The organism is Tistrella arctica (genome assembly GCF_039630945.1).
Taxonomy (GTDB): Bacteria; Pseudomonadota; Alphaproteobacteria; order Tistrellales; family Tistrellaceae; genus Tistrella; species Tistrella bauzanensis.
The window spans coordinates 284,828-307,760 of sequence record NZ_JBBKTV010000003.1 but is presented as its reverse complement, the minus strand read 5'-3'; the positions used below and the strand labels follow the sequence as shown (position 1 = coordinate 307,760).

Annotated in this window: 21 protein-coding genes; 15 read left to right on the top strand and 6 right to left on the bottom strand. The window is 67.9% G+C overall.

Annotated elements, in window-relative coordinates; genetic code table 11:
• Positions 1–80: 80 nt before the first annotated feature.
• From dut to WG924_RS08275, 4 genes are all read right to left on the bottom strand, one after another.
• On the bottom strand, positions 81–539 hold the full coding sequence (gene dut / locus WG924_RS08290) for a dUTP diphosphatase (protein WP_345932546.1): 459 nt from the start codon (positions 537–539) through the stop codon (positions 81–83).
• Complete coding sequence (locus WG924_RS08285; RefSeq protein ID WP_345932545.1) at positions 536–1,867, bottom strand: bifunctional phosphopantothenoylcysteine decarboxylase/phosphopantothenate synthase; 1,332 nt, start codon at positions 1,865–1,867, stop codon at positions 536–538. The genes dut and WG924_RS08285 overlap by 4 nt, the downstream gene beginning before the upstream one ends.
• A gap of 208 nt (positions 1,868–2,075) precedes the next feature.
• The gene (ubiB, locus tag WG924_RS08280) at positions 2,076–3,587 is read right to left on the bottom strand and encodes a 2-polyprenylphenol 6-hydroxylase (protein WP_345932544.1); all 1,512 of its coding nucleotides are present in this window, start codon (positions 3,585–3,587) and stop codon (positions 2,076–2,078) included.
• Positions 3,588–3,678: 91 nt separating this feature from the next.
• A complete protein-coding gene (locus WG924_RS08275; RefSeq protein WP_345932543.1) occupies positions 3,679–4,527 on the bottom strand; it encodes a class I SAM-dependent methyltransferase in 849 nt (282 codons plus the stop codon).
• Between the two features lie 72 nt (positions 4,528–4,599).
• Between WG924_RS08275 and mutM the strand changes: the two genes are divergently transcribed.
• The 13 genes from mutM to WG924_RS08210 all read left to right on the top strand — a co-directional run bounded on the left by mutM (position 4,600) and on the right by WG924_RS08210 (position 16,799).
• On the top strand, positions 4,600–5,463 hold the full coding sequence (gene mutM / locus WG924_RS08270) for a bifunctional DNA-formamidopyrimidine glycosylase/DNA-(apurinic or apyrimidinic site) lyase (RefSeq protein WP_345932542.1): 864 nt from the start codon (positions 4,600–4,602) through the stop codon (positions 5,461–5,463).
• Complete coding sequence (locus WG924_RS08265) at positions 5,460–5,882, top strand: hypothetical protein (protein WP_345932541.1); 423 nt, start codon at positions 5,460–5,462, stop codon at positions 5,880–5,882. Before mutM ends, WG924_RS08265 begins: the two co-directional genes overlap by 4 nt.
• 130 nt (positions 5,883–6,012) lie before the next feature.
• Positions 6,013–6,786 carry an enoyl-CoA hydratase gene (locus WG924_RS08260; protein WP_188580503.1) on the top strand — a complete coding sequence of 258 codons (774 nt, stop codon included), beginning with the start codon at positions 6,013–6,015 and terminating at the stop codon, positions 6,784–6,786.
• A gap of 176 nt (positions 6,787–6,962) precedes the next feature.
• A complete protein-coding gene (gene rpsT / locus WG924_RS08255; RefSeq protein ID WP_345932540.1) occupies positions 6,963–7,232 on the top strand; it encodes a 30S ribosomal protein S20 in 270 nt (89 codons plus the stop codon).
• 661 nt (positions 7,233–7,893) lie between these two features.
• Positions 7,894–8,364, top strand: coding sequence for a rhodanese-like domain-containing protein (locus WG924_RS08250; protein ID WP_345932539.1), 471 nt, complete (start codon positions 7,894–7,896; stop codon positions 8,362–8,364).
• 106 nt (positions 8,365–8,470) lie between these two features.
• Positions 8,471–10,297, top strand: coding sequence for a chromosomal replication initiator protein DnaA (gene dnaA / locus WG924_RS08245; protein ID WP_345932538.1), 1,827 nt, complete (start codon positions 8,471–8,473; stop codon positions 10,295–10,297).
• Positions 10,298–10,485: 188 nt separating this feature from the next.
• Positions 10,486–11,607, top strand: a complete 1,122-nt coding sequence (gene dnaN / locus WG924_RS08240; protein ID WP_345932537.1) for a DNA polymerase III subunit beta — start codon at positions 10,486–10,488, stop codon at positions 11,605–11,607.
• Positions 11,608–11,642: 35 nt separating this feature from the next.
• Positions 11,643–12,848, top strand: coding sequence for a DNA replication/repair protein RecF (recF, locus tag WG924_RS08235; RefSeq protein ID WP_345932536.1), 1,206 nt, complete (start codon positions 11,643–11,645; stop codon positions 12,846–12,848).
• A 143-nt stretch (positions 12,849–12,991) separates the two neighbouring features.
• Entirely contained in the window at positions 12,992–15,496 is a 2,505-nt protein-coding gene (gene gyrB / locus WG924_RS08230) for a DNA topoisomerase (ATP-hydrolyzing) subunit B (RefSeq protein WP_345932535.1), read from the top strand.
• A gap of 83 nt (positions 15,497–15,579) precedes the next feature.
• Complete coding sequence (locus tag WG924_RS08225) at positions 15,580–15,789, top strand: ribbon-helix-helix protein, CopG family (protein ID WP_345932534.1); 210 nt, start codon at positions 15,580–15,582, stop codon at positions 15,787–15,789.
• Entirely contained in the window at positions 15,786–16,052 is a 267-nt protein-coding gene (locus WG924_RS08220) for a hypothetical protein (protein ID WP_345932533.1), read from the top strand. Before WG924_RS08225 ends, WG924_RS08220 begins: the two co-directional genes overlap by 4 nt.
• A complete protein-coding gene (locus tag WG924_RS08215; protein WP_345932532.1) occupies positions 16,049–16,636 on the top strand; it encodes a hypothetical protein in 588 nt (195 codons plus the stop codon). The genes WG924_RS08220 and WG924_RS08215 overlap by 4 nt, the downstream gene beginning before the upstream one ends.
• Positions 16,614–16,799, top strand: coding sequence for a hypothetical protein (locus WG924_RS08210; protein WP_345932531.1), 186 nt, complete (start codon positions 16,614–16,616; stop codon positions 16,797–16,799). Before WG924_RS08215 ends, WG924_RS08210 begins: the two co-directional genes overlap by 23 nt.
• Positions 16,800–16,809: 10 nt before the next feature.
• Here WG924_RS08210 and WG924_RS08205 read toward each other — a convergent pair whose 3' ends face one another.
• Positions 16,810–17,634, bottom strand: a complete 825-nt coding sequence (locus tag WG924_RS08205; protein WP_345932530.1) for a DODA-type extradiol aromatic ring-opening family dioxygenase — start codon at positions 17,632–17,634, stop codon at positions 16,810–16,812.
• 226 nt (positions 17,635–17,860) lie between these two features.
• On the opposite strand from WG924_RS08205, the gene WG924_RS08200 reads away from it, so the two are divergent.
• Positions 17,861–19,969: a transglycosylase domain-containing protein gene (locus WG924_RS08200; protein ID WP_345932529.1), complete on the top strand. Its 2,109-nt coding sequence runs from the start codon at positions 17,861–17,863 to the stop codon at positions 19,967–19,969.
• Positions 19,970–20,002: 33 nt separating this feature from the next.
• Here the strand turns inward: WG924_RS08200 and WG924_RS08195 are convergent, their stop codons facing one another.
• Positions 20,003–21,259 (bottom strand): multidrug effflux MFS transporter, encoded by a 1,257-nt coding sequence (locus WG924_RS08195; protein ID WP_345932528.1) that lies wholly within the window; start codon positions 21,257–21,259, stop codon positions 20,003–20,005.
• A 496-nt stretch (positions 21,260–21,755) separates the two neighbouring features.
• Here WG924_RS08195 and WG924_RS08190 point away from each other — a divergent pair, with 496 nt between their 5' ends.
• Positions 21,756–22,853 (top strand): citrate synthase, encoded by a 1,098-nt coding sequence (locus WG924_RS08190; RefSeq protein ID WP_345932527.1) that lies wholly within the window; start codon positions 21,756–21,758, stop codon positions 22,851–22,853.
• Positions 22,854–22,933: the final 80 nt, after the last annotated feature.

The window sequence follows — 22,933 nt, the reverse complement described above, 5'->3', positions numbered from 1 at the left end:
TCCGTTCGATCCTGTTCGTGAACCACGCCGGCCGGCCGGTGGAAGATCCGGCCATCCGATCGGCGGCGGCGTGCGGGTGGTCAGGCCCCGGTGGAGCCGAAACCACCCGCCCCCCGCACGGTCGCGGGCAGGGCGTCCACCTCGGCCAGCAGCGGCGCCGTCACCGGCGCCACCACCATCTGGGCGATCCGCATGCCGCGGGTGATGGTGAAGGCCGCGTCGCCGTGATTGATCAGCAGCACCTTCACCTCGCCGCGGTAATCCGCATCGATGGTGCCGGGGCTGTTGAGCACGGTGACGCCATGTTTGAAGGCCAGCCCCGACCGTGGCCGGATCTGCGCCTCGAACCCGTCGGGCAGGGCGATCGCCAGCCCCGTCGGCACCAGGGCGCGGGCGCCCGGCGCCAGGATCAGCGGCGCGGCCTCGGGCACGGCGGCGGCAAGATCCAGCCCTGCCGCGGCCTGGGTTTCCAGCCGCGGCAGGGGCAGATCGCGGCCGTGATCCAGCCGGGTGACGGCGATGGACAGGGGCTGGGTCATTGGTCGGGCCTTGAACCGGGGCCGCGTCCCGACGGGTCGGGGGCGGCGAAATGATCGACGATGCGGGCAGCCAGCCGGTCGGCGACCGCCTGTTTCGACATGGCCGGCCAGCTCTCGACGCCCCGATCGTCCAGCAGATGCACGGCATTGTCGTCGCCGCCGAAGGTGCCGGTGCCGGTGGCGACGTCGTTGGCCAGGATCCAGTCGCAGCCCTTGCGCCGCCGTTTGGCGTCGGCATGGTCGAGCACGCACTCGGTCTCGGCCGCGAAACCCACCACCAGGGCGGGGCGCGTGGGGCCGGGTTCCGACAGCCGGCGCAGGATATCGGGGTTCTCGATCAGCCGGATATCTGGCGGCAGGGCGCCGCCTTGCTGCTTCTTCAGCTTCTGCCCGGCTTCCAGCGCCGGGCGCCAGTCGGCGACCGCGGCCGCGCAGACCGCGATATCGGCCGGCAGGGCCGCTTCCACCGCCGCCAGCATCTCGCGCGCCGCCTCGACATGCACCGTGGTGACACCGGCCGGATCGGCCAGACGGGTGGGGCCCGACACCAGCGTCACCCGCGCGCCCAGTGCCGCCAGACTGGCGGCGATGGCATGGCCTTGTTTGCCGGATGACCGGTTGGCGATATAGCGCACCGGGTCGATCGGCTCATGGGTCGGGCCGCTGGTGACGATGGCGTGGCGGCCCGACAGCGGCCCCGGCTGGTCGATCCGTGCTGCATCGAGGATGTCGGGGTCGCCATCCAGCCGGCGCTGACCGCCGGTGATCAGCCGCTGGCCGGGTTCCGGTGCCAGTGCCCGGATGATCGCCTCGACGATCGCCGGCGGCTCGCTCATCCGGCCGGGACCGAACTCGCCGCAGGCCATGTCGCCTTCGTCCGGGCCGACCATCAGGATGCCGTCATCGGCCAGCTGGCGCAGATTGCGTTGGGTCGCGGGATGGAACCACATCCGGACATTCATCGCCGGCGCCACCAGCACCCGCTTGTCGGTGGCCAGCAGCAGGGTCGTCGCCAGGTCGTCGGCGATGCCGCCGGCCATCTTGGCCAGGATATCGGCGGTGGCCGGCGCCACCACCACCAGATCGGCCGAGCGCGATAGCTGGATATGGCCGATCTCGGTTTCGTCCTTCAGCGAGAACAGGTCGGTGTGGACCTCTTCGCCCGACAGCACGCCCAGCGACATGGGCGTCACGAACTCGCCGGCGGCGGCGGTCATCACCACCCGCACCCCCGCGCCCGCCTTGCGCAGCAGGCGGATCAGTTCCAGCGCCTTATAGGCGGCGATGCCGCCGGTGACGATGAGCAGGATACGCTTGCCGGTGAGCACCGGACCCTCCTGACTGTGGTCCGACGGCGTGCGGGGGCCGTCATGTGGAACCTGTGCAATTGCGCAGGCCGAACTGTGGTTAAACTAGGCGTCCCGGTGCGCGGGCGCAAGTCCTCTCGCCGGAATGTTGATGGCCGGCCAGGGAGCGTTGAACGAGGCGGCGTTGAACCGGGGGCGTTGAACCGGCTGGCGGCGGGTCAGCCGGGGATCAGCCCAGGATAAGCCAGAGCAGGGCCACGCACAGCGCGCCGCCCAGTGCCGCCGCGGCGCGCCCGCCACGGGTCTTGACCGGCCAGGGGCGTTCGGGATCGGTCAGCCGCTCCAGCCGGTCGAGCGCCACAGGCAGCCGGCGCAGAAAGGCGGTGGCCTCGCGCGCTGCGGTCTCGATGCGGGCGTGGGGGCCCAGATTGGCGATCATCCACTCGCGGACCAGCGGTTCGGCCAGCACCCACATATTGGCGCCGGGGTCGAGCAGGCGGGCCATGCCTTCCGCCTGAACCATGGTCTTCTGCAACAGCAGCAACTGGGGCTGGGTCTCCATCCGGAAGGTGGCGGTGACCTGGAACAACTGGGCCAGAAGCCGGCCGATCGAAATCTCGTTCTGGGGTTTGCCCAGGATCGGCTCGCCGATCGACCGCGCCGCCTGGGCGAACAGCGGCCGGGACTGGTTTTCGGGCACGAATCCGGCGGCGAAATGCACCTCGGCCACCGCCACATAGTCGCGCGCCAGAAACGAGCGCAGCATCTCGGCCAGATACAGCCGGGTCTGGCGGTCCAGCCGGCCCATGATGCCGAAATCGATCACCGCGATCCGGCCGTCGGGCAGGATGAACAGATTGCCCGGATGCATGTCGCCGTGGAAAAAGCCGTCGCGGAACACCTGCAGGAAGAAAAACCGCGCGGCATTGGCCATGATCGTGCGGCCGTCGAGCCCGGCGGCATTTAGGGCGGCGGTGTCGTCGGCGCGCACACCCACCACCCGCTCCAGCGTCATCACCCGCGCGGACGTCCGCATCCAGTCGATTTCCGGCACCATGAAGCCGTCATCGCCGGCAAAGTTCTCGCGCAGTTCCTGGCCCGCCGATGCCTCCATCCGCAGATCGGTCTCGATCGCCACCACCTCGGCCAGCGTGCGGACCACCTCGACCGGCTTCAGGCGCCGGCTGCCGGGCAGCAGCCGTTCCAGCCAGCGGGCGATCCAGCCGAACAGCGCAAGGTCGGTGGCCAGCGCCTCCTCGACCCCCGGACGCAGGATCTTGACCGCGACCTCGCGGCCATCGGCGGTCTCGGCGAAATGGACCTGGGCGATCGATGCCGCCGCCACCGGGACATCGTCGAACCGGCTGAACAGGCTGTCCACCGGCTGTTCGAATTCGGCCTCGATGATCCGGCGGGCATCGGCGGCCGGAAACGGCGGCAGCCGGTCCTGAAGCCGGGCCAGATCGCGGGCGACGTCCTCGCCGATCAGATCGGCGCGGATCGACAGCACCTGGCCCAGCTTGACGAAGCTGGGGCCAAGGGCGGTAAGGGCGGTGGCCAGCCGGATGCCGTCGCGCATATCGGCCAGATCCCGGCGCATCAGCCGGCGCGCGGCCTGCCCCACGAAGCCGGCGGCCGGATGCTGGCTGCGCAGCTGCTCCAGCGGAAACAGCGCCCCGTGACGGGCGAGGACCAGACCGATCCGGGACAGCCGGAGCAGGTGGCGCAGGGTCGAGAGCATCGGGGTCCGATCGCGTCAGGGACGATAAGGGGAAGCGGTTGATAAGAGGAAGAGGGTCAAGTGGGGACGCGGCAGAGCCGGGCGGGTGCCGTCAGACCTTCCAGGCCGAATGCAGGGCGGCGATCCCGCCGGAGAGCAGCCGGACCTTCACCTGACGCAGCCCCGCTTCGGCGATCATGCCGGCGAAGCGGTCGGCGGTCGGAAACTTGCGGATGCTTTCCGCCAGATAGCGATAGCTGGCGGCATCGCGCGCCACCACCTGCCCGATCCGGGGCAGGATCGAGAAGGAATAGAGATCATAGAGCCGGTCGAGCACCGGCGCCTGAACTTGCGAGAATTCCAGGCACATGAACCGGCCGCCGGGCTTCAGCACCCGCCGGGCCTCGGCCAGCGCCGCCGGGATGTCGGCCACGTTGCGGATGCCGAAGGCGATGGTATAGACATCGACCGAGGACGAGGCCACCGGCAGCGTCTCGGCATTGCCCGCCACCCAGTCGAGCCCGTCGACCAGCCCGCGATCGACGCCGCGATCGCGCCCCACCGCCAGCATGGCGGGGGTGAGGTCGCAGACCGTGACCCGGGTCGGGGCGGCGGTGCCGGCGGGGGTGCGGCCGCCATTGCGGCGGCTGCGGTCGATGAAGCGGAAGGCGATGTCGCCGGTGCCGCCGGCCACATCCAGCAGATGCTGGCCCGGCCGGGGGGCCAGCCAGTCCATCATCGCGTCCTTCCACAAGCGGTGGATGCCGCCGCTCATCAGATCGTTCATCAGGTCATAGCGGGTGGCGACGCTGTCGAACACGCCGCGCACCATCCGGCGCTTGTCGCCGACCGTGACGGTCCGGAACCCGAAATCGGCCGGGCGGGCGTCGCCGGCATCGTCGCGCGGCCTTGCCGGCTGCACGCCGTCGGGACGGGAATGGCGGGGATCTGGGACTGGCATCGGGCGGTCCTTCGCAGGGCTATGCTTGCGGAACATAGCGCGGGCACCGGCATTGCGCTACCCTCACCCCCCATGCCAGAGTTGCCCGAAGTCGAAACCGTGCTGAAGGGGATCGCGCCCCGCCTGATCGGCCACCGCCTTGCCAGGGTGGAGGCGCGGCGCCCTGATCTGCGCCGGCCGCTGCCGCCGGATTTCGCGGCCCGGCTGACCGGGCGCACGGTGCTGGGCGCCGATCGGCGCGCGAAATATCTGCGTCTGCATCTGGATGGCGGGGAAACCCTGATCATCCATCTGGGCATGTCGGGCCGGCTGGTGATCGAGGATGCGCCGCCGCCGGTCGCCTTCGTGCACGGGGCCGCCACCGCCACGGCGGATGCCCCGCACACCCATGTCGTGTTCACCCTGGACGATGCGACACGGGTGCTGTTCGCCGATCCGCGCCGCTTCGGCCTGATGGATCTGGCCGTGACCGCGGCGCTCGATACCCATGACCTGTTCGCGCATCTGGGGCCGGAGCCGCTGGGCAACGGCTTTTCGGGCCCCTATCTGGCGGCGGCCTTCCAGCGACGGCGCGCGCCGGTGAAGGCGCTGCTGCTGGACCAGCGGATCGTGGTCGGCGTTGGCAACATCTATGCCAGCGAAAGCCTGTTCGAGGCCGGTATCCTGCCGCAGCGCGCGGCCGGCAGCCTGGGCGCCGCCGATTGCGAGCGGCTGGCCACGGCGGTGCGCGCCACGCTGAACCGCGCGATCCTGGCCGGCGGGTCCAGCCTGAAGGATTTTGTGGGCGCCTCGGGGGAACTGGGGTATTTCCAGCACAGTTTCCGGGTCTATGACCGCGCCGGCGCCCCCTGTTCCAGTGCGGATTGTGACGGTAGAATCGACCGGATCGTCCAGTCCAACCGTGCAACCTATTTTTGTTCCCGGTGCCAGGTATGATCTCTGCCCGATCGAAGACGCTGTTGACCGCCGCCCTGCTGGTGGCCCTGTCCACCGCCGGCCCGGGGCTGCCGGCAGCGGCGGCGGATGCGGATGCCAGTTTCCTGGCTCAGGTCGAAGATCTGCCCCTGGCGCCGGGTCTCGCCGAGGGCGATGGGGGCTTTACGTTTGACAAGCCCGACGGGCGTATCGTAGAGGCTTACGCAGTTGGTCGGGTAACCGGTGCCGAGGTGATGAGCTTCTATCGTGAGGCACTGCCCCAACTGGGCTGGCGGGAAGTGCCGGCGCGGCCGGGCGCCGTGTTTCTGCGCGGCGCCGAGCGCCTGACCATCGAGACCGCCCAACAGGCGGCGGGCCGGCTGGTGGTGCATTTCGTGCTGGCGCCTGAAGCGGGGCCGGCCGGCCGGCCCGTGGACTGACGGCGGTGGATTGACGGCGCCGGCACCACAGGACTTGCCAGACAATTCAGCCGTCGAGAGGGAGCCGCCGCCTGCGGGCGTGCCCCGCCCCTCAAGACGCCAGGCGGGATCGCGGAGGGAGCAAGACCCCATGTCCTACAAGACCATCATCGTCGACACGCGCGGCGCCGTGGGCATCGTTCAGTTGAACCGGCCCAAGGCGCTGAACGCGCTGTGTGCCGAGTTGATCGAGGAGTTGAACGCGGCGCTGGACGCCTATGAGGCGGACCCCGAGATCGGCGCGATCATCGTCACCGGCAGCGAGAAGGCATTCGCCGCCGGCGCCGATATCAAGGAGATGCTGCCGAAGTCGTTCCAGGACGTCTATATGGAAGACTTCATCTCGCGCTGGGAGCGGATCACCCGCTGCAAGAAGCCGGTCATCGCCGCGGTGTCGGGCTATGCGCTGGGCGGCGGCTGCGAACTGGCCATGATGTGCGATTTCATTCTGGCGGCCGAGAATGCGAAATTCGGCCAGCCCGAGATCAATCTGGGCACCATTCCCGGATCGGGCGGCACCCAGCGTCTGACCCGGTTCGTCGGCAAGTCGAAGGCCATGGAAATGTGCCTGACCGGCCGGATGATGGATGCCGAGGAAGCCGAGCGGGCCGGACTGGTCAGCCGGATCGTGCCGGTGACCGATCTGATGGACGAGGCGCTGAAGGTGGCCCAGGCCATCGCCGCCAAGTCGCTGCCATCGGTGATGATGGCGAAGGAGGCGGTGAACGCCGCCTACGAGACCACGCTGACCCAGGGCGTGCGGTTCGAACGCCGCCTGTTCCATTCCAGCTTCGCCCTGGACGACCGCCGCGAGGGCATGACCGCCTTCTCGGAAAAGCGCGAGCCGCAGTTCAGGAACCGCTGAGCCGCCGCCACGGCCGTGTGCTGAAAGGCCGCGGTGGCATTGCCACAGCCGGGGCCGCTCCGTCGGTGCCGGTTTCGGCTTTGCCGATAACGTCTTGACTCATGTGCGGCGCGCACCTATCGTCCGCCGCCTGAGTTTCCTTTTGTTCCCAGACCGATCCGAAGGGCCGACCCCTTATGGCCAATCATGACTCCGCCAAGAAGCGTATCCGCCGCAACGCGCGCCGGGCCGAAATCAATGGCGACCGTATCAGCCGCATCCGGACCTTCGTGAAGAAGGTCGAGAAGGCCCTGCTTCAGGGCGATAAGGATGCAGCCGTTGCCGCTTTCGCCGCTGCCGAGCCGGAACTGCGCCGTGGCGTCAACAAGGGCGTCCTGCACGCCAACACCGCGTCCCGCAAGATCTCGCGCCTCAGCGCGCGGGTGAAGGGGCTGGCCCAGGCCTGACCCGGCCCCGGAGCCGATCAGGTGCAGACCTGGTCCGGCTTCGAGCCTGCGTCAGACTATGACCTGTCCCGCGGGGCCGGCTCGGGTCCCGTCGTCGAGGCCTCTGATTTGTCGGCGGTGTCCGGTTGAATCAGGCCTGCGGTCGACTGGAATCTGCGGGCCGGACCAAGCCGTTCAACGCACGGCATGCGTTCATCGCGTGCCGTGCGTTGTCGCGTCTGGGCGTTGTCGCGTCCGGGCATCGTCTTGCGGCAAATGATCGCGTTCGCATTTCGGTCCCGTTGCCAGCCGGACGGGCGGGGGCTAGTCTAGCCCCATCGAATGCAGGTCCGTACCGATGCGGGTGTGGCCCACTGGTTCCGATGTCGTCGACGCCCTGAGCGGCCGGCAGCCTTGACCGCTATGGTCGCAGGCAGCGCGGGCGCACCGCCGGGGCATCATCCGGCATCCGGCTGCCGGCCCGGGGATACCCGGTCACAACCGGCCTGCTTCCCAAGACACCGTGGATGAAGGCGCTTCGCGGTTCGATGCAGTGGCATTGAACCTCGCCGGATATGTTTTGCCCGCAGACCGATTGCCAGTTGCCGGCTGCCGCGGCATCGTTCGGCCTATCCTTCGTCCGTTTCGTCCAGATCTGCCAGAGGAGCCACGAGGCGACGCCATGGCCAGCACCGACGACATCCGCCTGAATGCCGCCGCCCGCACCGGCGCCCATGCCGGCTACGCCGGCGACGTGACGCCTGAAGAGGCATGGTCGCTTCTTGAGCAGCATCCCGATGCTGTTCTGGTCGACGTGCGGACCCGCGAGGAGTGGATGTTCGTGGGTCTGCCGGTCCTGCAATCTCTGGGCAAGGAGCCAAGGCTGATCTCGTGGCAGGTCTGGCCGCAGATGGCCCAGAACCGCGATTTCACCGGCACTCTGGCCGAGGCCGGTATCGGCCCTGATCAGCCGGTGGTGTTTCTGTGCCGCAGCGGCGCGCGGTCACGGGCGGCGGCGATTGCCGCCACCAGCGCCGGCTATACCGCGGCCTTCAACATCGAGGGCGGCTTCGAAGGCGATGTGGGTGAAGACGGGCATCGCGGCACGGTGAACGGCTGGAAGGCGGCGGGGCTGCCCTGGTTCCAGAACTGACGCCACCGACCGTCACCGCCGCGCCGCTGTCCGGAAGGGGGCGGCGTGGTTGCCGTTCGTCCGCATGAAGCCGGGCGACCCCCGCCAATTGCGACTGCCGTTGCCCATGACCCCGGTTTCCGATCCCGCCGACTTTGCCGAATACGAGGCGCAATGGGGCCGCGTTCGTGATGCGCTCCGCAGCGAATTCGGCGACGCCGCCTTTTATTCCTGGCTGAAGCCCCTGTCGCTGGCTGCCGTGACCGAGGGCCGCGTGACGATCGCGGTGCCGACGCGGTTCATGCGCGACTGGGTCGTGTCGCATTATGCCGATCGTATCCGCGTGCTGTGGTCGTGGGAAAATCCGGCGGTCCGCCGGGTGGACATCTCGGTCGCCGGTGCCTGGGGGGCTGCCGATCCGGCATCGGCCAAGGCCGCCGCCGCCAGGGCCGCCGGTGCCAAGGCTGCCGAAGATGATGCCGTCGCTCCGGTTGTGCCGCCGGCGGCCAACGGCCCCCGCGCGGGCGGGGCTGCCATCTATAACGGTGAAGGTTACAACGGCGAGGGCCGTGGTGGCATTTCCGGCGGCTATGTGACCGGCGGCTATGGCGGTGGCGCGCCGCTGCCGCCGCGCAGCAGCAAGCCGTCGCCGGCGCCGGCCGGCCAGTCGCGGCCGGCCGGGGGGCCGGCGAACCAGCCGGGCGGCCATCAGCCCACGGGGCACCAGTCCGGAGGCCACCAGTCCGGAGGCCACCAGTCCACGGGCCATAACGCTTCGGGGCGCGGGTCTTCCGGCCATGATGGCACAGGTTCCGGTCCCGTGGCCTATGGGGCGGGCCGCAACGGCCGCAGTGGTGCCCAGGCGGCGCCGATGTCCGAGGCCGAAGCCGATGCCGAGGCCAGCCACCGCGCGGCGGAACGCATCGATCAGTGGTCGGCCGGTCTGGATCCGCGCTTCACCTTCGACAATTTCGTCTGCGGCAAGCCGAACGAACTGGCCCATGCCGCGGCGCTCCGGGTGGCGGAAAGCGAAACCGTACAGTTCAACCCGCTGTTCCTGTATGGCGGGGTCGGCCTTGGCAAGACCCATCTTATGCATGCTATCGCATGGCATATCCGCGGCCGCAACCCGCGCCGCAAAGTGGTCTACATGTCGGCCGAGAAGTTCATGTACGAATTCATCCGGGCGCTGCGCTACAAGGATACGATGGCGTTCAAGGAGCAGTTCCGCTCGGTCGACGTGCTGATGATCGATGACGTGCAGTTCATCAGCGGCAAGGATTCGACTCAGGAGGAATTCTTCCACACCTTCAACGCTCTGGTGGACCAGAACCGCCAGATCGTGGTGTCGGGCGACCGCTCGCCATCGGATCTGGACGGGATGGAGGAGCGGCTGCGCTCGCGCCTTGGCTGGGGCATGGTCGCCGATATCCACCCCACCACCTATGAGCTCAGGCTGGGCATCCTGCAGCAGAAGGCCGATCAGCTGGGTGCCGTGGTGCCGGGCAAGGTGCTGGAATTCCTGGCCCACAAGATCGCCTCCAATGTCCGCGAGCTTGAGGGCGCGCTGAACCGGGTGGTGGCGCATGCCACGCTGGTCGGCCGCGCGATCACGCTTGAGACCACACAGGAGGTGCTGCAGGATCTGCTGCGTGCCAATGAGCGCCGGCTGACCATCGAGGACATCCAGAAGCGGGTGGCCGAGCATTTCAACATCCGGGTGTCGGACATGCATTCCGCCCGCCGTTCGCGGGCGATCGCCCGGCCGCGGCAGGTGGCGATGTATCTGGCCAAGCAATTGACCCAGTCCAGCCTGCCGGAGATCGGCCGCAAATTCGGCGGCCGCGACCATACCACCGTGATGCATGCGGTGAAGAAGGTCGAGGAACTGGGCAGCCAGGACAGCAGCTTCGCCGACGATATCGAGCTGCTGCGGCGGATGCTGGAAAGCTGAGCCGCAGCCATGCGGGGAATGCCCGCAAAGCTGGCGATGCAACTGGCTTGCAGTTATACTCTCAGGCCCCGGCGGGCCTGGAGTTCCGGCCCGCCCCGAACCCCTGAACCTGCCGGCCGGGCGTGCCCCAAGCCGATTGACGTCCGTTCCCGCCACCCAAGCGGAAACAGCCCTCACCGGGAGCGCACATGAAGCTTTCCATCGAACGCGCCGCCTTGCTCCGTGCGCTCACTCACGTGCAGAGCGTCGTCGAGCGCCGCAACACCATACCGATCCTGGCCAATGTCCAGTTCGAGGCCGAGGCATCGGGCGCGTTGCGCCTGACCGCGACCGATCTGGACCTGTCGGTGGTCGAGGAGGTGCCGGCGACGGTGGTCCAGGCGGGGCGGACCACGGTGCCCGCCCATACCCTTCACGACATCGTCCGCAAGCTGCCCGACGGCGCCGAGATCGAGCTGGCGCTCGATGCCGCCAAGGGCCAGATGAAGCTGTCGGCCGGGCGCTATGCCTCGGCGTTGTCGGTGCTGCCGGCCGAAGACTTCCCCGAGATCGCCGAGGGCAATCTGCCGTTTGCCTTCCATCTGTCGGCCACCGACCTGAAACGGCTGATCGACAAGACCCGGTTCGCGATTTCGACCGAAGAGACCCGCTATTACCTGAACGGCATCTATCTCCATGTCGCCGAAAGCCCGGATGGCCGGCGGCTGCGCGCGGTGGCGACCGATGGTCACCGTCTGGCGCGGGTGGAGAGCGAGGTGCCGGAGGGTGCCGCCGGCATGCCGGGCGTGATCGTGCCGCGCAAGGCGGTGGGCGAGCTGCGCAAGCTGATCGACGAGATCGAGGACGAGGTGGCGGTGGCCTTGTCGGAAACCAAGATCCGCTTCGCTTTCGGCCGCGTGGTGCTGACCTCGAAGCTGATCGACGGGTCGTTCCCGGATTATGAGCGGGTGATCCCGGCCGGCAACGACAAGATCGTGCGCATCGACGGCAAGCCCTTCGCGGCCGCGGTCGACCGGGTGGCGACGATTTCCAGCGAAAAGTCGCGGGCGGTGCGTTTCGCGCTCAGCGACGGCCGGCTGGATCTGGCGGTGACCAGCCCCGATCACGGCTCGGCGAGCGAAGAGCTGACTGTCGATTACGAGGGGCAGCACATCGAGATCGGCTTCAATTCGCGCTATGTGCTCGATGTGGCCGGTCAGATCGACGGCGACCTGATGGAGATGGCGATCGCCGACGGAGCCTCGCCGGTGGTGATCCGCGACACCGCGGATGCCGGTGCCCTGTATGTGCTGATGCCGATGCGGATTTGATCACGTCCGATCCCACCTTTCCCGACACCCCATACATGCCTGACGGGTCTGAAACGCCCGGCAGCGCCGGCGATACCGTGCCGGCGCTGACCCGGCTGGTGCTGACCGGCTTTCGCAACTATGCGGGGCTGCGGCTGGCGCTCGATCCCCGGCCGGTGGTGCTGACCGGCGCCAATGGCGCCGGCAAGACCAATCTGCTGGAAGCGGTGTCGATGCTGGCGCCGGGGCGCGGCCTGCGCGGTGCCCGCCTGGCCGAGATGGACCGCCTGGCCGAGACGGATCATCGGGATGGGACGGGTCATGTGGGCGGGGCGGGTCATACCGGCGCCGGCTGGGCGGTGGCGGCAACGGTGCGGACCGGCGACGGGCCGGTCGAGGCCGGCACCGGGCTGGTTGGCGGCGGGGTGGAGCGGGAACGCCGGGTGGTGCGGATCGACGGCCGCAATGCCAGTGCCGCGGAACTCGGCCGGCGCTGGTCGGTCTTGTGGGTGACGCCGTTGATGGACCGGCTGTTCATCGACAGCGCCGGCAACCGGCGGCGGTTCTTCGACCGGCTGGTCTATGGCCTGGATCCCGACCATGCCGGGCGGATCGCCGCTTATGAGCAGGCGATGCGCGAACGCGCCCGGTTGTTGCGCGACGGGCGCCGCGACCCGGCATGGCTTGGTGCGCTGGAAGCCACGATGGCGGCCAAGGGGGTTGCGATCGCGGCGGCGCGGCTGGGTTTCATGCGCCAGTTGAAGGCGGTTCTGGCCGCGGGCGACGGGGCTTTCCCGCGCGCGCGGATTGCGATTGAAGGCGAGGTGGAGGCGGCTCTGGCCGTGGAACCCGCCCTGGCGGTTGAAGACCGGCTGGCCGCGAGGCTGGCCGAGTGCCGCGGTCAGGATGCCGAGGCCGGGGGTACCCGGGTCGGCCCGCACCGCAGCGATCTGGTGGTGACCCATGATGCCGGCGGCATGCCGGCCGCGCGGTGTTCCACCGGCGAACAGAAGGCGCTGCTGCTGGCGATCGTGCTGGCGGTGGCGCGGCTGAAACGGACAGTTGAGGGATCGGCCCCGATCCTGCTGCTGGACGAGGTCGCAGCCCATCTCGATGCCGAGCGGCGCACAGCACTCTATGACGTGCTGGTGACGCTCGGTTCCCAGGCCTGGCTCACCGGCACCGACCGACCGCTGTTTGCGGGGCTGGAGGGACGGGCCCAATTCTTGCGGATCGCCGATGCGTCGGCGATGCGCGAATGAGCACGCGTCACGGATGGCGGGCTTTTCGGCCGTCCGGCAGGATCATGGGCGTCTCCACGGCGGAGGCCCGTTCATGACCGGCGACGCGCGCGCATGCCCCAGACCGAGGAAGCCCCATGGCCGAGGATGATGGAACCGGTTCGATGACAGAGCAGCCCGCACACTCCCAGTCCGAGACTGCCATCGCAGCCACGTCCTATGGTGCCGACTCGATCAAGGTTCTGCGCGGCCTGGACGCCGTGCGCAAGCGCCCGGGCATGTATATCGGCGACACCGACGACGGCTCGGGCCTGCACCACATGGTCTATGAGGTGGTCGACAACGCCATCGACGAGGCGTTGGCCGGCTGGTGCGATCAGGTCCATGTGGTGCTGAACGGCGATGGATCGGTGACGGTCCGCGACAATGGCCGCGGCATCCCGGTCGATATCCACGACGAGGAAGGCGTGTCGGCGGCCCAGGTCATCATGACCCAGTTGCATGCCGGCGGTAAGTTCGACCAGAATTCCTACAAAGTGTCGGGCGGCCTGCATGGCGTGGGCGTGTCGGTGGTGAACGCGCTGTCGGAATGGCTGGAACTCAGGATCTGGCGCGCCGGCAATGAACACTATATGCGCTTCAAGATGGGCGAGGCGGTCCAGCCGCTGGAGATTGTCGGCCAGAGCGGCGACAAGACCGGCAGTGAAATCACCTTCATGCCGTCGACCGAGATCTTCACCCAGGTGAATTTCGATGCGGCGACGCTGGAGCGTCGGCTGCGCGAACTCGCCTTCCTGAATTCGGGCGTGACCATCGAATTCGTCGACAGCCGCACCGATACCCCGGTCAGCCACCGTATGCATTACGAAGGCGGCATCGAGGCTTTCGTGCGCTATCTGGACCGCAGCAAATCGCCGATGCATGGCACCCCGATCACGGTATCCGGCGAGCGCGCCGGCATCATGGTCGAAGTGTCGATGCAGTGGAACGACAGCTATCACGAGAACGTGCTGTGTTTCACCAACAACATCCCGCAGCGTGACGGCGGCACCCATCTGGCCGGGTTCCGCGCGGCGCTGACCCGCACCATCAACGCCTATGCCACGTCATCGGGTATCGCCAAGCGCGAGAAGGTGTCGGTGTCGGGCGAGGATGCGCGCGAGGGGCTGACCTGCGTGCTGTCGGTGAAGGTGCCGGACCCGAAATTCTCGTCGCAGACCAAGGACAAGCTGGTCAGTTCCGAGGTGAAGCCGGCGGTCGAGAATCTGGTCGGCGAACGGCTCGACCAGTGGTTCGAGGAACATCCCCAGGACGCGCGCGCGATCGTGGGCAAGGTGGTCGAGGCGGCGGTGGCGCGTGAGGCCGCGCGCAAGGCCCGCGAACTGACCCGGCGCAAGAGCGCGCTGGACATCACCAGCCTGCCCGGCAAACTGGCCGATTGTCAGGAACGCGACCCCGCCAAATCCGAAATCTTCCTGGTCGAGGGTGACTCGGCAGGCGGATCGGCCAAGCAGGGCCGCAACCGCGCCAATCAGGCGATCCTGCCGCTGCGCGGCAAGATCCTGAATGTCGAGCGCGCGCGGTTCGACAAGATGTTGAGTTCGGCTGAAATCGGCACGCTGATCTCGGCGCTGGGCTGCGGCATCGGCCGGGACGATTTCAACGCCGACAAGCTGCGCTATCACAAGATCATCATCATGACCGACGCAGACGTGGACGGAAGCCATATCCGCACCCTGCTGCTGACCTTCTTCTATCGTCAGATGCCTGAACTGATCCGGCGTGGTCATCTCTACATCGCCCAGCCGCCGCTGTACCGCATCAAGCGCGGGACCAGCGAGGTCTATCTGAAGGGCGAACTGGAGCTTGAAAACCACCTGATCGGCCAGTCGCTGCAGGATGCCGTATTGACCCTGCATTCGGGCGCCCAGCGTGCCGGCGGCGATCTGCGCACGGTGGTGGAGCGTGCCCGCGACGTCGCCAATCAGTTGAAGGCGATCGCACGGCGGGCGCCGCTCTGGCTGCTGGAGGAAGCGGCATTGTCGGGCGCGCTGTCTGAAGCCTCTTTCGCCGATGCGGCCGCCGCCGAACAGGCCGGCCGGATCCTGATCGCCCGGCTGGATGCGCGGTCGAACGAGCATGACCGCGGCTGGAGTTATGCGGTGGAGACCAGCGCGCCGGAAGGCGAGGCCGGCGGCACCGGCCCGGTGCCGCGCGCGGGTGAGGTGCGCCGCATCCGGGTGCGCCGCGAACTGCGCGGCATGCAGGAGAGCTATACGATCGAGGCGGCGCTGTCGCGCGGTGGCGAGGCCCGGTTGATCAGCCGCCATTTGGGCGAGCTTGCCGGCGTGTTCGACGGCCCGGCCCGCATCGCCTTCGACAAGGGCCGCGAGGTGCGTGTCGCCACGCCGACCCAGCTTTTCGAGGCGGTGCTGGAAGCTGGACGGCGCGGCATTCAGGTGCAGCGCTACAAGGGTCTGGGCGAGATGAACGCCGACCAGCTATGGGAAACCACCATGGACCCCAACAGCCGCACCCTGCTTCAGGTGCGCGTCAACCATGCCGACGAGGCCGACGAGATCTTCACGACCCTGATGGGCGACGTGGTGGAACCCCGCCGCAATTTCATTCAGGACAACGCGCTGAATGTGTCCAATCTGGATGTCTAAGGCGGTCTGATCGGCGGTGATGCGTTGTCCCTTGCGCAGTTTACGCATATATTATGTGTGTAAACTGCGCATGGAGGCTTGCGATGAGCGTCCGTTTCAACCTTGTGCTCTCCGACGACCTCAACCGCGAGATCGACAAAGTGGCCGAGGAGTCCGAGACCAACAAAAGTGAGATCCTCCGCAAGGCACTGCAACTGTATCTCGCGGCCCGTGAGGGCAAGCGGCGAGGTCTGAAGCTTGGCCTGGTGGAACCCGTGACAGAAAAACTCCAGACGGAGATCATCGGCCTGTGAACCCGATTGATCTGAACAATCCCCCCTCTCATCACAAGCTGGATCTGTCGATCCGGCCAGAGGAGACCGTCGGCGAGCGCCGCGTCCGATTATTCAAGGACGCGGCGTTGTTTGTGATGGCGTCGGGGTTTGTGGTCCTGATCGTATATGTGTGTTTTGAAACTGATTTGGCGGACGCGTCATCCGCTGACGCGAAAAAATGGGCCATGTCGGTTCTGTCCGCCGCGGCCGCGGGGTTGACCGGATATCTGGTGCGGAAATGACGGATGATGCGCTGCGGGGCGGCAGGACGTTCTTTCGGGACGCCTTGATCGTCCTCGCAGATGCATCGCGTCGATTGGAAGAGGCCGGCGTCGCGCGGCCGGTGCTTGTTGGTGGTGCGGCGGTGGAGTTCTACACCGCTTCACATTTCGTCTCGGGCGATTTCGATATCGTCATTCCCAGTCAAGCCAAGCTCGAAGCAGTCCTACGCGAGATGGGATTTGAGACACCGCGCGACGGGACACGCGGCCTGCATCACTATGCAAAGAACATCGGGGTTGAGGTGGTCGGCTCACGCCTTCTGGATGGCGCGGGTTCTATAGATCACATTTCACAGGTCGAATTTGAACCTGGCTTTTGTGTCGATTTCATCGGTGTCGAGGATCTGATCGCCGACCGTGTCGCGCAGGCCGATGCGACGTCGAGGTTGGATCGAGAGCGTCTGGCTCAGGCAATCGTGTTGTTCAAAATGCTTGCTGACAAGATCGATCGTCCCTATCTCTGTAAACAAATCAGGGAGCAGGCGCCAGGGCGGTCCCTTGAGTGGTTTGAGGCCGAAGTCGATGCGTTTTCTGGGAAATTTTGACGAATTTACCCGTGAACAGGCCCGCCGCGCCCGCGAGATCGGGCTGACTGATGCGGTCGTGCAGCGGCTGCGGACCCGCGACGACACCCGAACGCCGTCGAAGCTGGCACTGCTGGCGGCGATCCGGCGCCGCAGTCAGGACGACGACGCGCCGGTCTGGTAGCGGCGCCGCATCAGCCGAAGCGGAAGGCCGAGACCGTGGTTTCCATCACCCGGTCCAAGAAGATCCGCGTGCCCGCATCATCGCCGCCGGCGCCGGCCGCCACCATCAGCGGGATCAGATGTTCCTCGGCGCGCGGCGGATGGCACAACCGGGCCGACGGTGCCGTGTCCCACTGGGTCAGGGCACGGTTGCGGGCGGCCGGATCGCTTTCGACAGCGCTGGTCAGCCAGCCATCGAAGCTGTCGGAAATCGGGCCGAATCGCGGATCGCCATAGCCCCGCATGTTATGAAAGCTCATGCCGCTGCCCAGGATCAGCACGCCCTCGTCGCGCAGGGCGGCCAGGGCGGCGCCGGCGGCCAGGTGGGCGGCAGGGTCCAGATCATTGCGCACCGATAGCTGGATCACCGGAATATCGGCCGCGGGCGCCATCAGCAGCAGCGGAATGAACACGCCATGGTCGAAGCCGCGATCATTGTCGGTCGTGGTTGCGAAACCGCCATCGGCGAGCAGGCAGCACACCCGTGCCGCCAGATCGGGCGCGCCCGGGGCCGGATAGCGCAGCTCGTAAGTGTGGGGCGGAAAGCCGTAATAATCGAACAGCAGCCCGGGCGCCGTGCCGCCGGTGACCGCAAAATCATCGGTCATCCAATGGGCCGACACCACGATGATGGCGGTGGGCCGGGCGGGCAGGCTGGCCAGCAGGCCGCGCAGGAAATCGCCCATGCGGGCCCAGGTGTCGCGCGGCGCCCAGTCCATGAAGAAGCAGGGGCCGCCACCATGGGGGATGTACAGGCTGGGCATGCGGGTCGTGCTGGTCCTGGTCACGCTTGTCATCTCCGGGGGAACACCGGAGAGAATTATGCGCCGGCCCAGGCGCCCGGCAAAGTCGCATGAAGGTCACGACATGGGACGGGGCGTTCCGCTTACTGTCCGGCTTCATGCCTGTTCCCGTCCCGTTCCGAGATAAGCCCTGATGCGTCGTCTGCCAGCCTCCGTTCGCCGTGACCCTGTTCTGTCGCCGCAGCCCGCCGGACGTAGCGATGCGGGCGACGGGCCGTTGATGGCCGAGATCCGCCCGCGTGCCGGCCGCCGTGGCCATCGCGGGTCCGGTGGCGGCAGCGGCAGTGGCGGCGGCAACGGCAGAAGGCCCGGTGGCGGCGGGCGGCCGCCGCGGCGCTGGTGGCGGGGTATCGCCATCGCCGCCGGCGTGGTGGTGCTGGCGGCGGCCGGCTATATCGGCTGGGTGTTGCGCGACCTGCCATCGCTCGACGAATTGAACCGGCCGGCCACCGAGCCCGGCATCACGGTGCTGGCGGCCGACGGTACCGCGATCGCGGTCTATGGCCGGCTGACCGGGCGGCAGATCACCGTCAACGACCTGCCGCCGGCACTGGTGGAAGCCGTGCTGGCGACCGAGGACCGGCGGTTCTACGACCATCCCGGCATCGATGTCTTCGGCATCGCCCGGGCGGTGGTGGCCAATCTTCAGGCGGGCCGGGTGGTGCAGGGCGGCAGCACCATCACCCAGCAGCTTGCCAAGATGCTGTTCCTGACCCCTGAGAAGTCGTTTGAACGCAAGCTGCGCGAAGCGGTGATGGCGCTGCGGCTGGAAGCGGTCTACGACAAGAACGAAATTCTGGCGCGCTATCTGAACCGGGCCTATTTCGGCGCCGGCGCCTATGGCATTGATGCCGCCGCCCGACGCTATTTCGACCGGCCGGTGGAAGACCTGGATGTGGGCCAGTCGGCGATGCTGGCCGGGCTGTTGCAGGCGCCTTCGGCCTATGCGCCGACCTCGGCGGCGGCGCGGGCCGAGCGGCGGATGCGGGCGGTGCTGGCCAATCTGGTCGATGTCGGCTACCTGACCGCCGATGAGGCCCGTGCGGTGCGGGTGCCGAAGGTGGCACCCTCGGCGCGCGCCACCGTCGGCGCCACCAACCGGCGCTGGTTCGCCGACTGGGTGCTGGACCAGCTGGCCAGCCAGATCGAGCCCACCACCCGCGATATCGTCATCCGCACCAGCCTGAACCACGGTCTGCAGACCGCGGCCGAGGCGGCCGTGTCGGAGGTGCTGACCGCCGATGGTGGCAAGGTCAAGGCCGGTCAGGGCGCCTTCGTGGCGGTGGCGCCCGATGGCGGGGTGCTGGCGATGGTCGGCGGCCGGGATTACCGGACCAGCCAGTTCAACCGTGCCACCCAGGCCTGGCGGCAGCCCGGATCGACCTTCAAGGTCTTCGCCTTTCTGGCGGCGCTGGAAGCGGGCTGGGGCCCCGACAGCACGGTGCTGGACGCGCCGGTGACGGTCGATGGCTGGTCGCCGGCCAATTTCGAACCCGATTATGCCGGCCGCGTGCAGTTGATCGACGCGGCGGCCCGCTCGCTGAACACTGCCACCGTGCGGCTGGCCGAAGAGGTGGGGCGTGATCGGGTGATCGCCACCGCCCGGCGGCTGGGCCTGTCGGGCGATCTGCCCCAGGGCCCCAGCGTGACCTTGGGCACCGGATCGGAAAACCTGCTGGAGATGACCGCGGCCTATGCGGCGCTGGCCAATCAGGGCCGGCCGGTGGTGCCCTGGGCGATCGCCGAGGTGACGACGGCCGACGGCACCGTGCTCTATCGGCGCGAGGCGCCGGAACCGGCCGCCCCGGTGCTGTCGGAACGCACCGTCCAGGCCATGAATGCCATGCTGGTGCGGGCGGTGGAAACCGGCACCGGCCGGGCGGCGCAACTGCGCGGCGCCGTGGTTGCCGGCAAAACCGGCACCAGCCAGGATTATCGCGACGCCTGGTTCATCGGCTATACCGGCGCGGTCGCGGCCGGGGTGTGGGTCGGCAATGACGATGACAGCCCGATGCGCGGCGTGACCGGTGGCCGGCTGCCGGCCAAGATCTGGGCACGGGCGATGTCGGAAGGCGGCGGCCGGCTGATGCGGACCCCGCCGCCGGTGCTGCCGGTGCGCGCGCCGGTGATGGCCGATGCCGGCACCGCCGCCGCCACCAGCGACGATCCGCTGTCCCGCCTGCTGCGCGGCCTGTTCGGCGACGACACCGCCGCGCCGCAGGCAGCCGGGCCCAAGCCGGCGCCCCGCAACGATCCGGCGCCACGGCCACAGCAGCCGTCGCTGGGCAATCCGCCGGCCTATCCCGGCGACGACCGCTTCCACCCCTGACCGGCGGTGCGGGTGGCGTGGCCGGCCTCCGCCTCAGCCATTGGTGATCGGCGGTGCCGGTGTCGGGCGGACCAGCCGGACATAAGCGACCAGCGCCACCGCCGACAGCACCAGGATGGTGGCGGCGATCGGGGTGGGGGTGCCATCGGCCAAAGGTGCCGTCGCGGCGGCGACGATGCCGCCGGTGGTCATCTGTGCGCAGCCGATCAGCGCCGATGCGGTGCCGGCGATGCGCGGATAGGGCAGGATCGCGGCGGTGAAGGCCTGGGGCAGCGCCAGCCCGGCGCCGGCGAGCAGAGCCGCCGCCGACAGCGCCACGCCCAGCGGTCCGTCGATACCGGCCAGGGTCTGTGCCGCCATGGCCAGGCCGCCGAGCGCCATGATGGCGATGCCCAGCCCCAGCAGGTTCAGCGATCCCAGCCGCATCACCAGCCGACCGCCGGTGGCGGCCCCCAGCACATAGCCCGCAACCGCGAGGCCGAAGAACAGGCCGAAACGGTCCGGCGCCACGCGATAGCCTTCGATCAGCAGCACCGATGAATTCGAGACCCAGGCGAACAGCCCGCCAAAGGCCGAGCAGGTGCAGATCGCCAGCCCCAGGAAACGCCGGTCGCGGATCAGCCCGCCCATGCTGCGCAGAATGGCCACCGGCCGGATGCGGCGGATATCCCGATCGGTGATCGGCTCGGGCAGGATCAGCACGGCGCCGGCGATCAGCAGCAGGCCGATGCCGGCCAGCACCGCGAAATTGGCCCGCCAGCCGAACAGCACCTCGATCTGGCCGCCGATCATCGGCGCCACCATCGGGGCCAGCGCCGTGGCCGAGGTGATGGTGGCGAAGATCGAGCCCGCGCGTTCCGGCGGGAACAGGTCGCGGACCAGCGCCCGGCCGATCACCGCGCCCGCGCAGGCACCGGTGCCCTGCAGCACCCGCGCCAGCACCAGATCGTCGATGGTCACCGAATACAGACACAGGATCGAGGCCGCGACCTGCACCGTCATGCCGGTGATCAGCACCGGCCGCCGGCCCAGCGCGTCGGAGACCGGCCCATAGACCAGTTGCGCCAGCGCCAGCCCCCACATATAGCCGGTCAGCGTCAACTGGGCAGTGGCGGCATCGGTGCCCAGATCGCGGCCCATCGCCGGCAGCGACGGCAGATAGAGATCGGTCGACAGCGGCCCGAGCGCTGTCAGCGCGATCAGGAACAGGATGATGATCCCGCTGGGCCCGGAGGCCGGGGGACGGCCGGTTGCTGACGGATGGCTGGTCGGGGGCTGAGGCTCTGCCATGTCGGGTGGCGCCGATCTGAAAAGGGCATCTGTCGGGGAGATGGGCAGGCCACAGCTTACCGGCGCCCGCGCCCCGCTGGTTATAGGCGCCCGCGCCCCGGTGGCCAAGCAATCCGGAGGAACGGCCGGGCGGGCATTTCGTTTCGAAATATGAGACACATTTTCGCCGCATCCGGTACCGCGCAGGGCCATCCGCAGACGAAAGCATTCATACGCGAGCATCCGCCGGTTGATCATCCGGCGCCGGCATCAAGCCTTTGTTCCGAAGAGTCGTCGGTTTACAATATGTTCGCCTTTCCTGGGGCGTCCGGTGCTGATCCGGCGACGCATCGCCCGGTTATTGCGTGTCGCGCGGGTCTATCGTGTCAGGGTGATATGGCTTACGCCGATAATCGCGAATAAATTGACGCAACCACGCTGCAGGTATATATGTCCCCCACATATCAAGGGCCAATCGACCGGCGGCCATCCGCCCGTAGCTGGAGAGGATTTGAGCGTGACGATCAATGCAGGTCTGGAAGGGATTGTCGTCGCTGAGACGGATCTGTCGCTTGTCGACGGGACCAACGGATATCTGGTTTATCGCGGGAACTGGGCGAAGGATCTTGCCATCTCGCGGACGTATGAGGACGTCGTTCATCTTCTCTGGCGCGGTCATCTGCCCAGTGAACAGGAATCGGAAGCCTTCCGCGCTGAACTGGCGGCGCGTCGCAAGCTGCCCGACTATCTGAAGACGATCATCGCGGCGCTGCCTCCTGAGACCGACACCATGAGCGTCTTGCGGACCGCGACGTCGGCGATCGGGAATCGCGGCTATGCCTGGCCGCCGACCTTCGAACAGGCATCGGATATTCTGGCCAAGGCGCCGACGATCATCGCCTATCGCCATGCGCTGAACACCGGCCGCGACCCGATCGAGCCGGATGAGAGCCTCGGTCATGCCGCGAACTATCTCTATATGCTCCATGGAGAGAAGCCGACCCGTGTGCATACCCGCGCACTGGATGCCTATATCATCCTGACCGCGGAACACGGCCTCAATGCCTCGACCTTCACCGGCCGGGTGATCACGTCCACCCGCTCCGACATCGCCTCGGCGATCACCGGCGCCATCGGTGCGCTGAAGGGCCCGCTGCATGGCGGCGCGCCGTCGGAAGTCGACACCATGCTGGAAGAGATCGGCAGCAAGGACAATGCCGAGCCCTGGCTGCGCGGCCAGATCGAGGCCGGCGAACGGCTGATGGGCTTCGGCCACCGGGTCTACAAGACCATGGACCCGCGCGCCGTGGCGCTGCGCCTGGTATCCGACAGCTTCGCCGGCGAGGATCCGTGGTTCGACCTGTCGGTGCATGTCGAGGAAACCGCGGTGCGGCTGCTGAAGGAATACAAGCCCGGCCGCAATCTGTACCCGAACGTCGAATTCTGGGCGGCGGCGGTGCTGCGCGGCGTGCGCATCCCAACCGACCTCTACACCCCCACCTTCGGTCTGGCGCGCATGGCCGGCTGGTCGGCCCATATTCTGGAACAGGCCGACAAGAATCGCCTGATCCGGCCGGAATCGACTTATGTCGGCGAGATGCCCAAGGCGTCCTGACCTCCGGCATCACCTGCTCCGGCAGTGACATCCGAGACAGCGGCCGGCCGCACCTCGTCAGGGGTGCGGCCGGCCGTTGT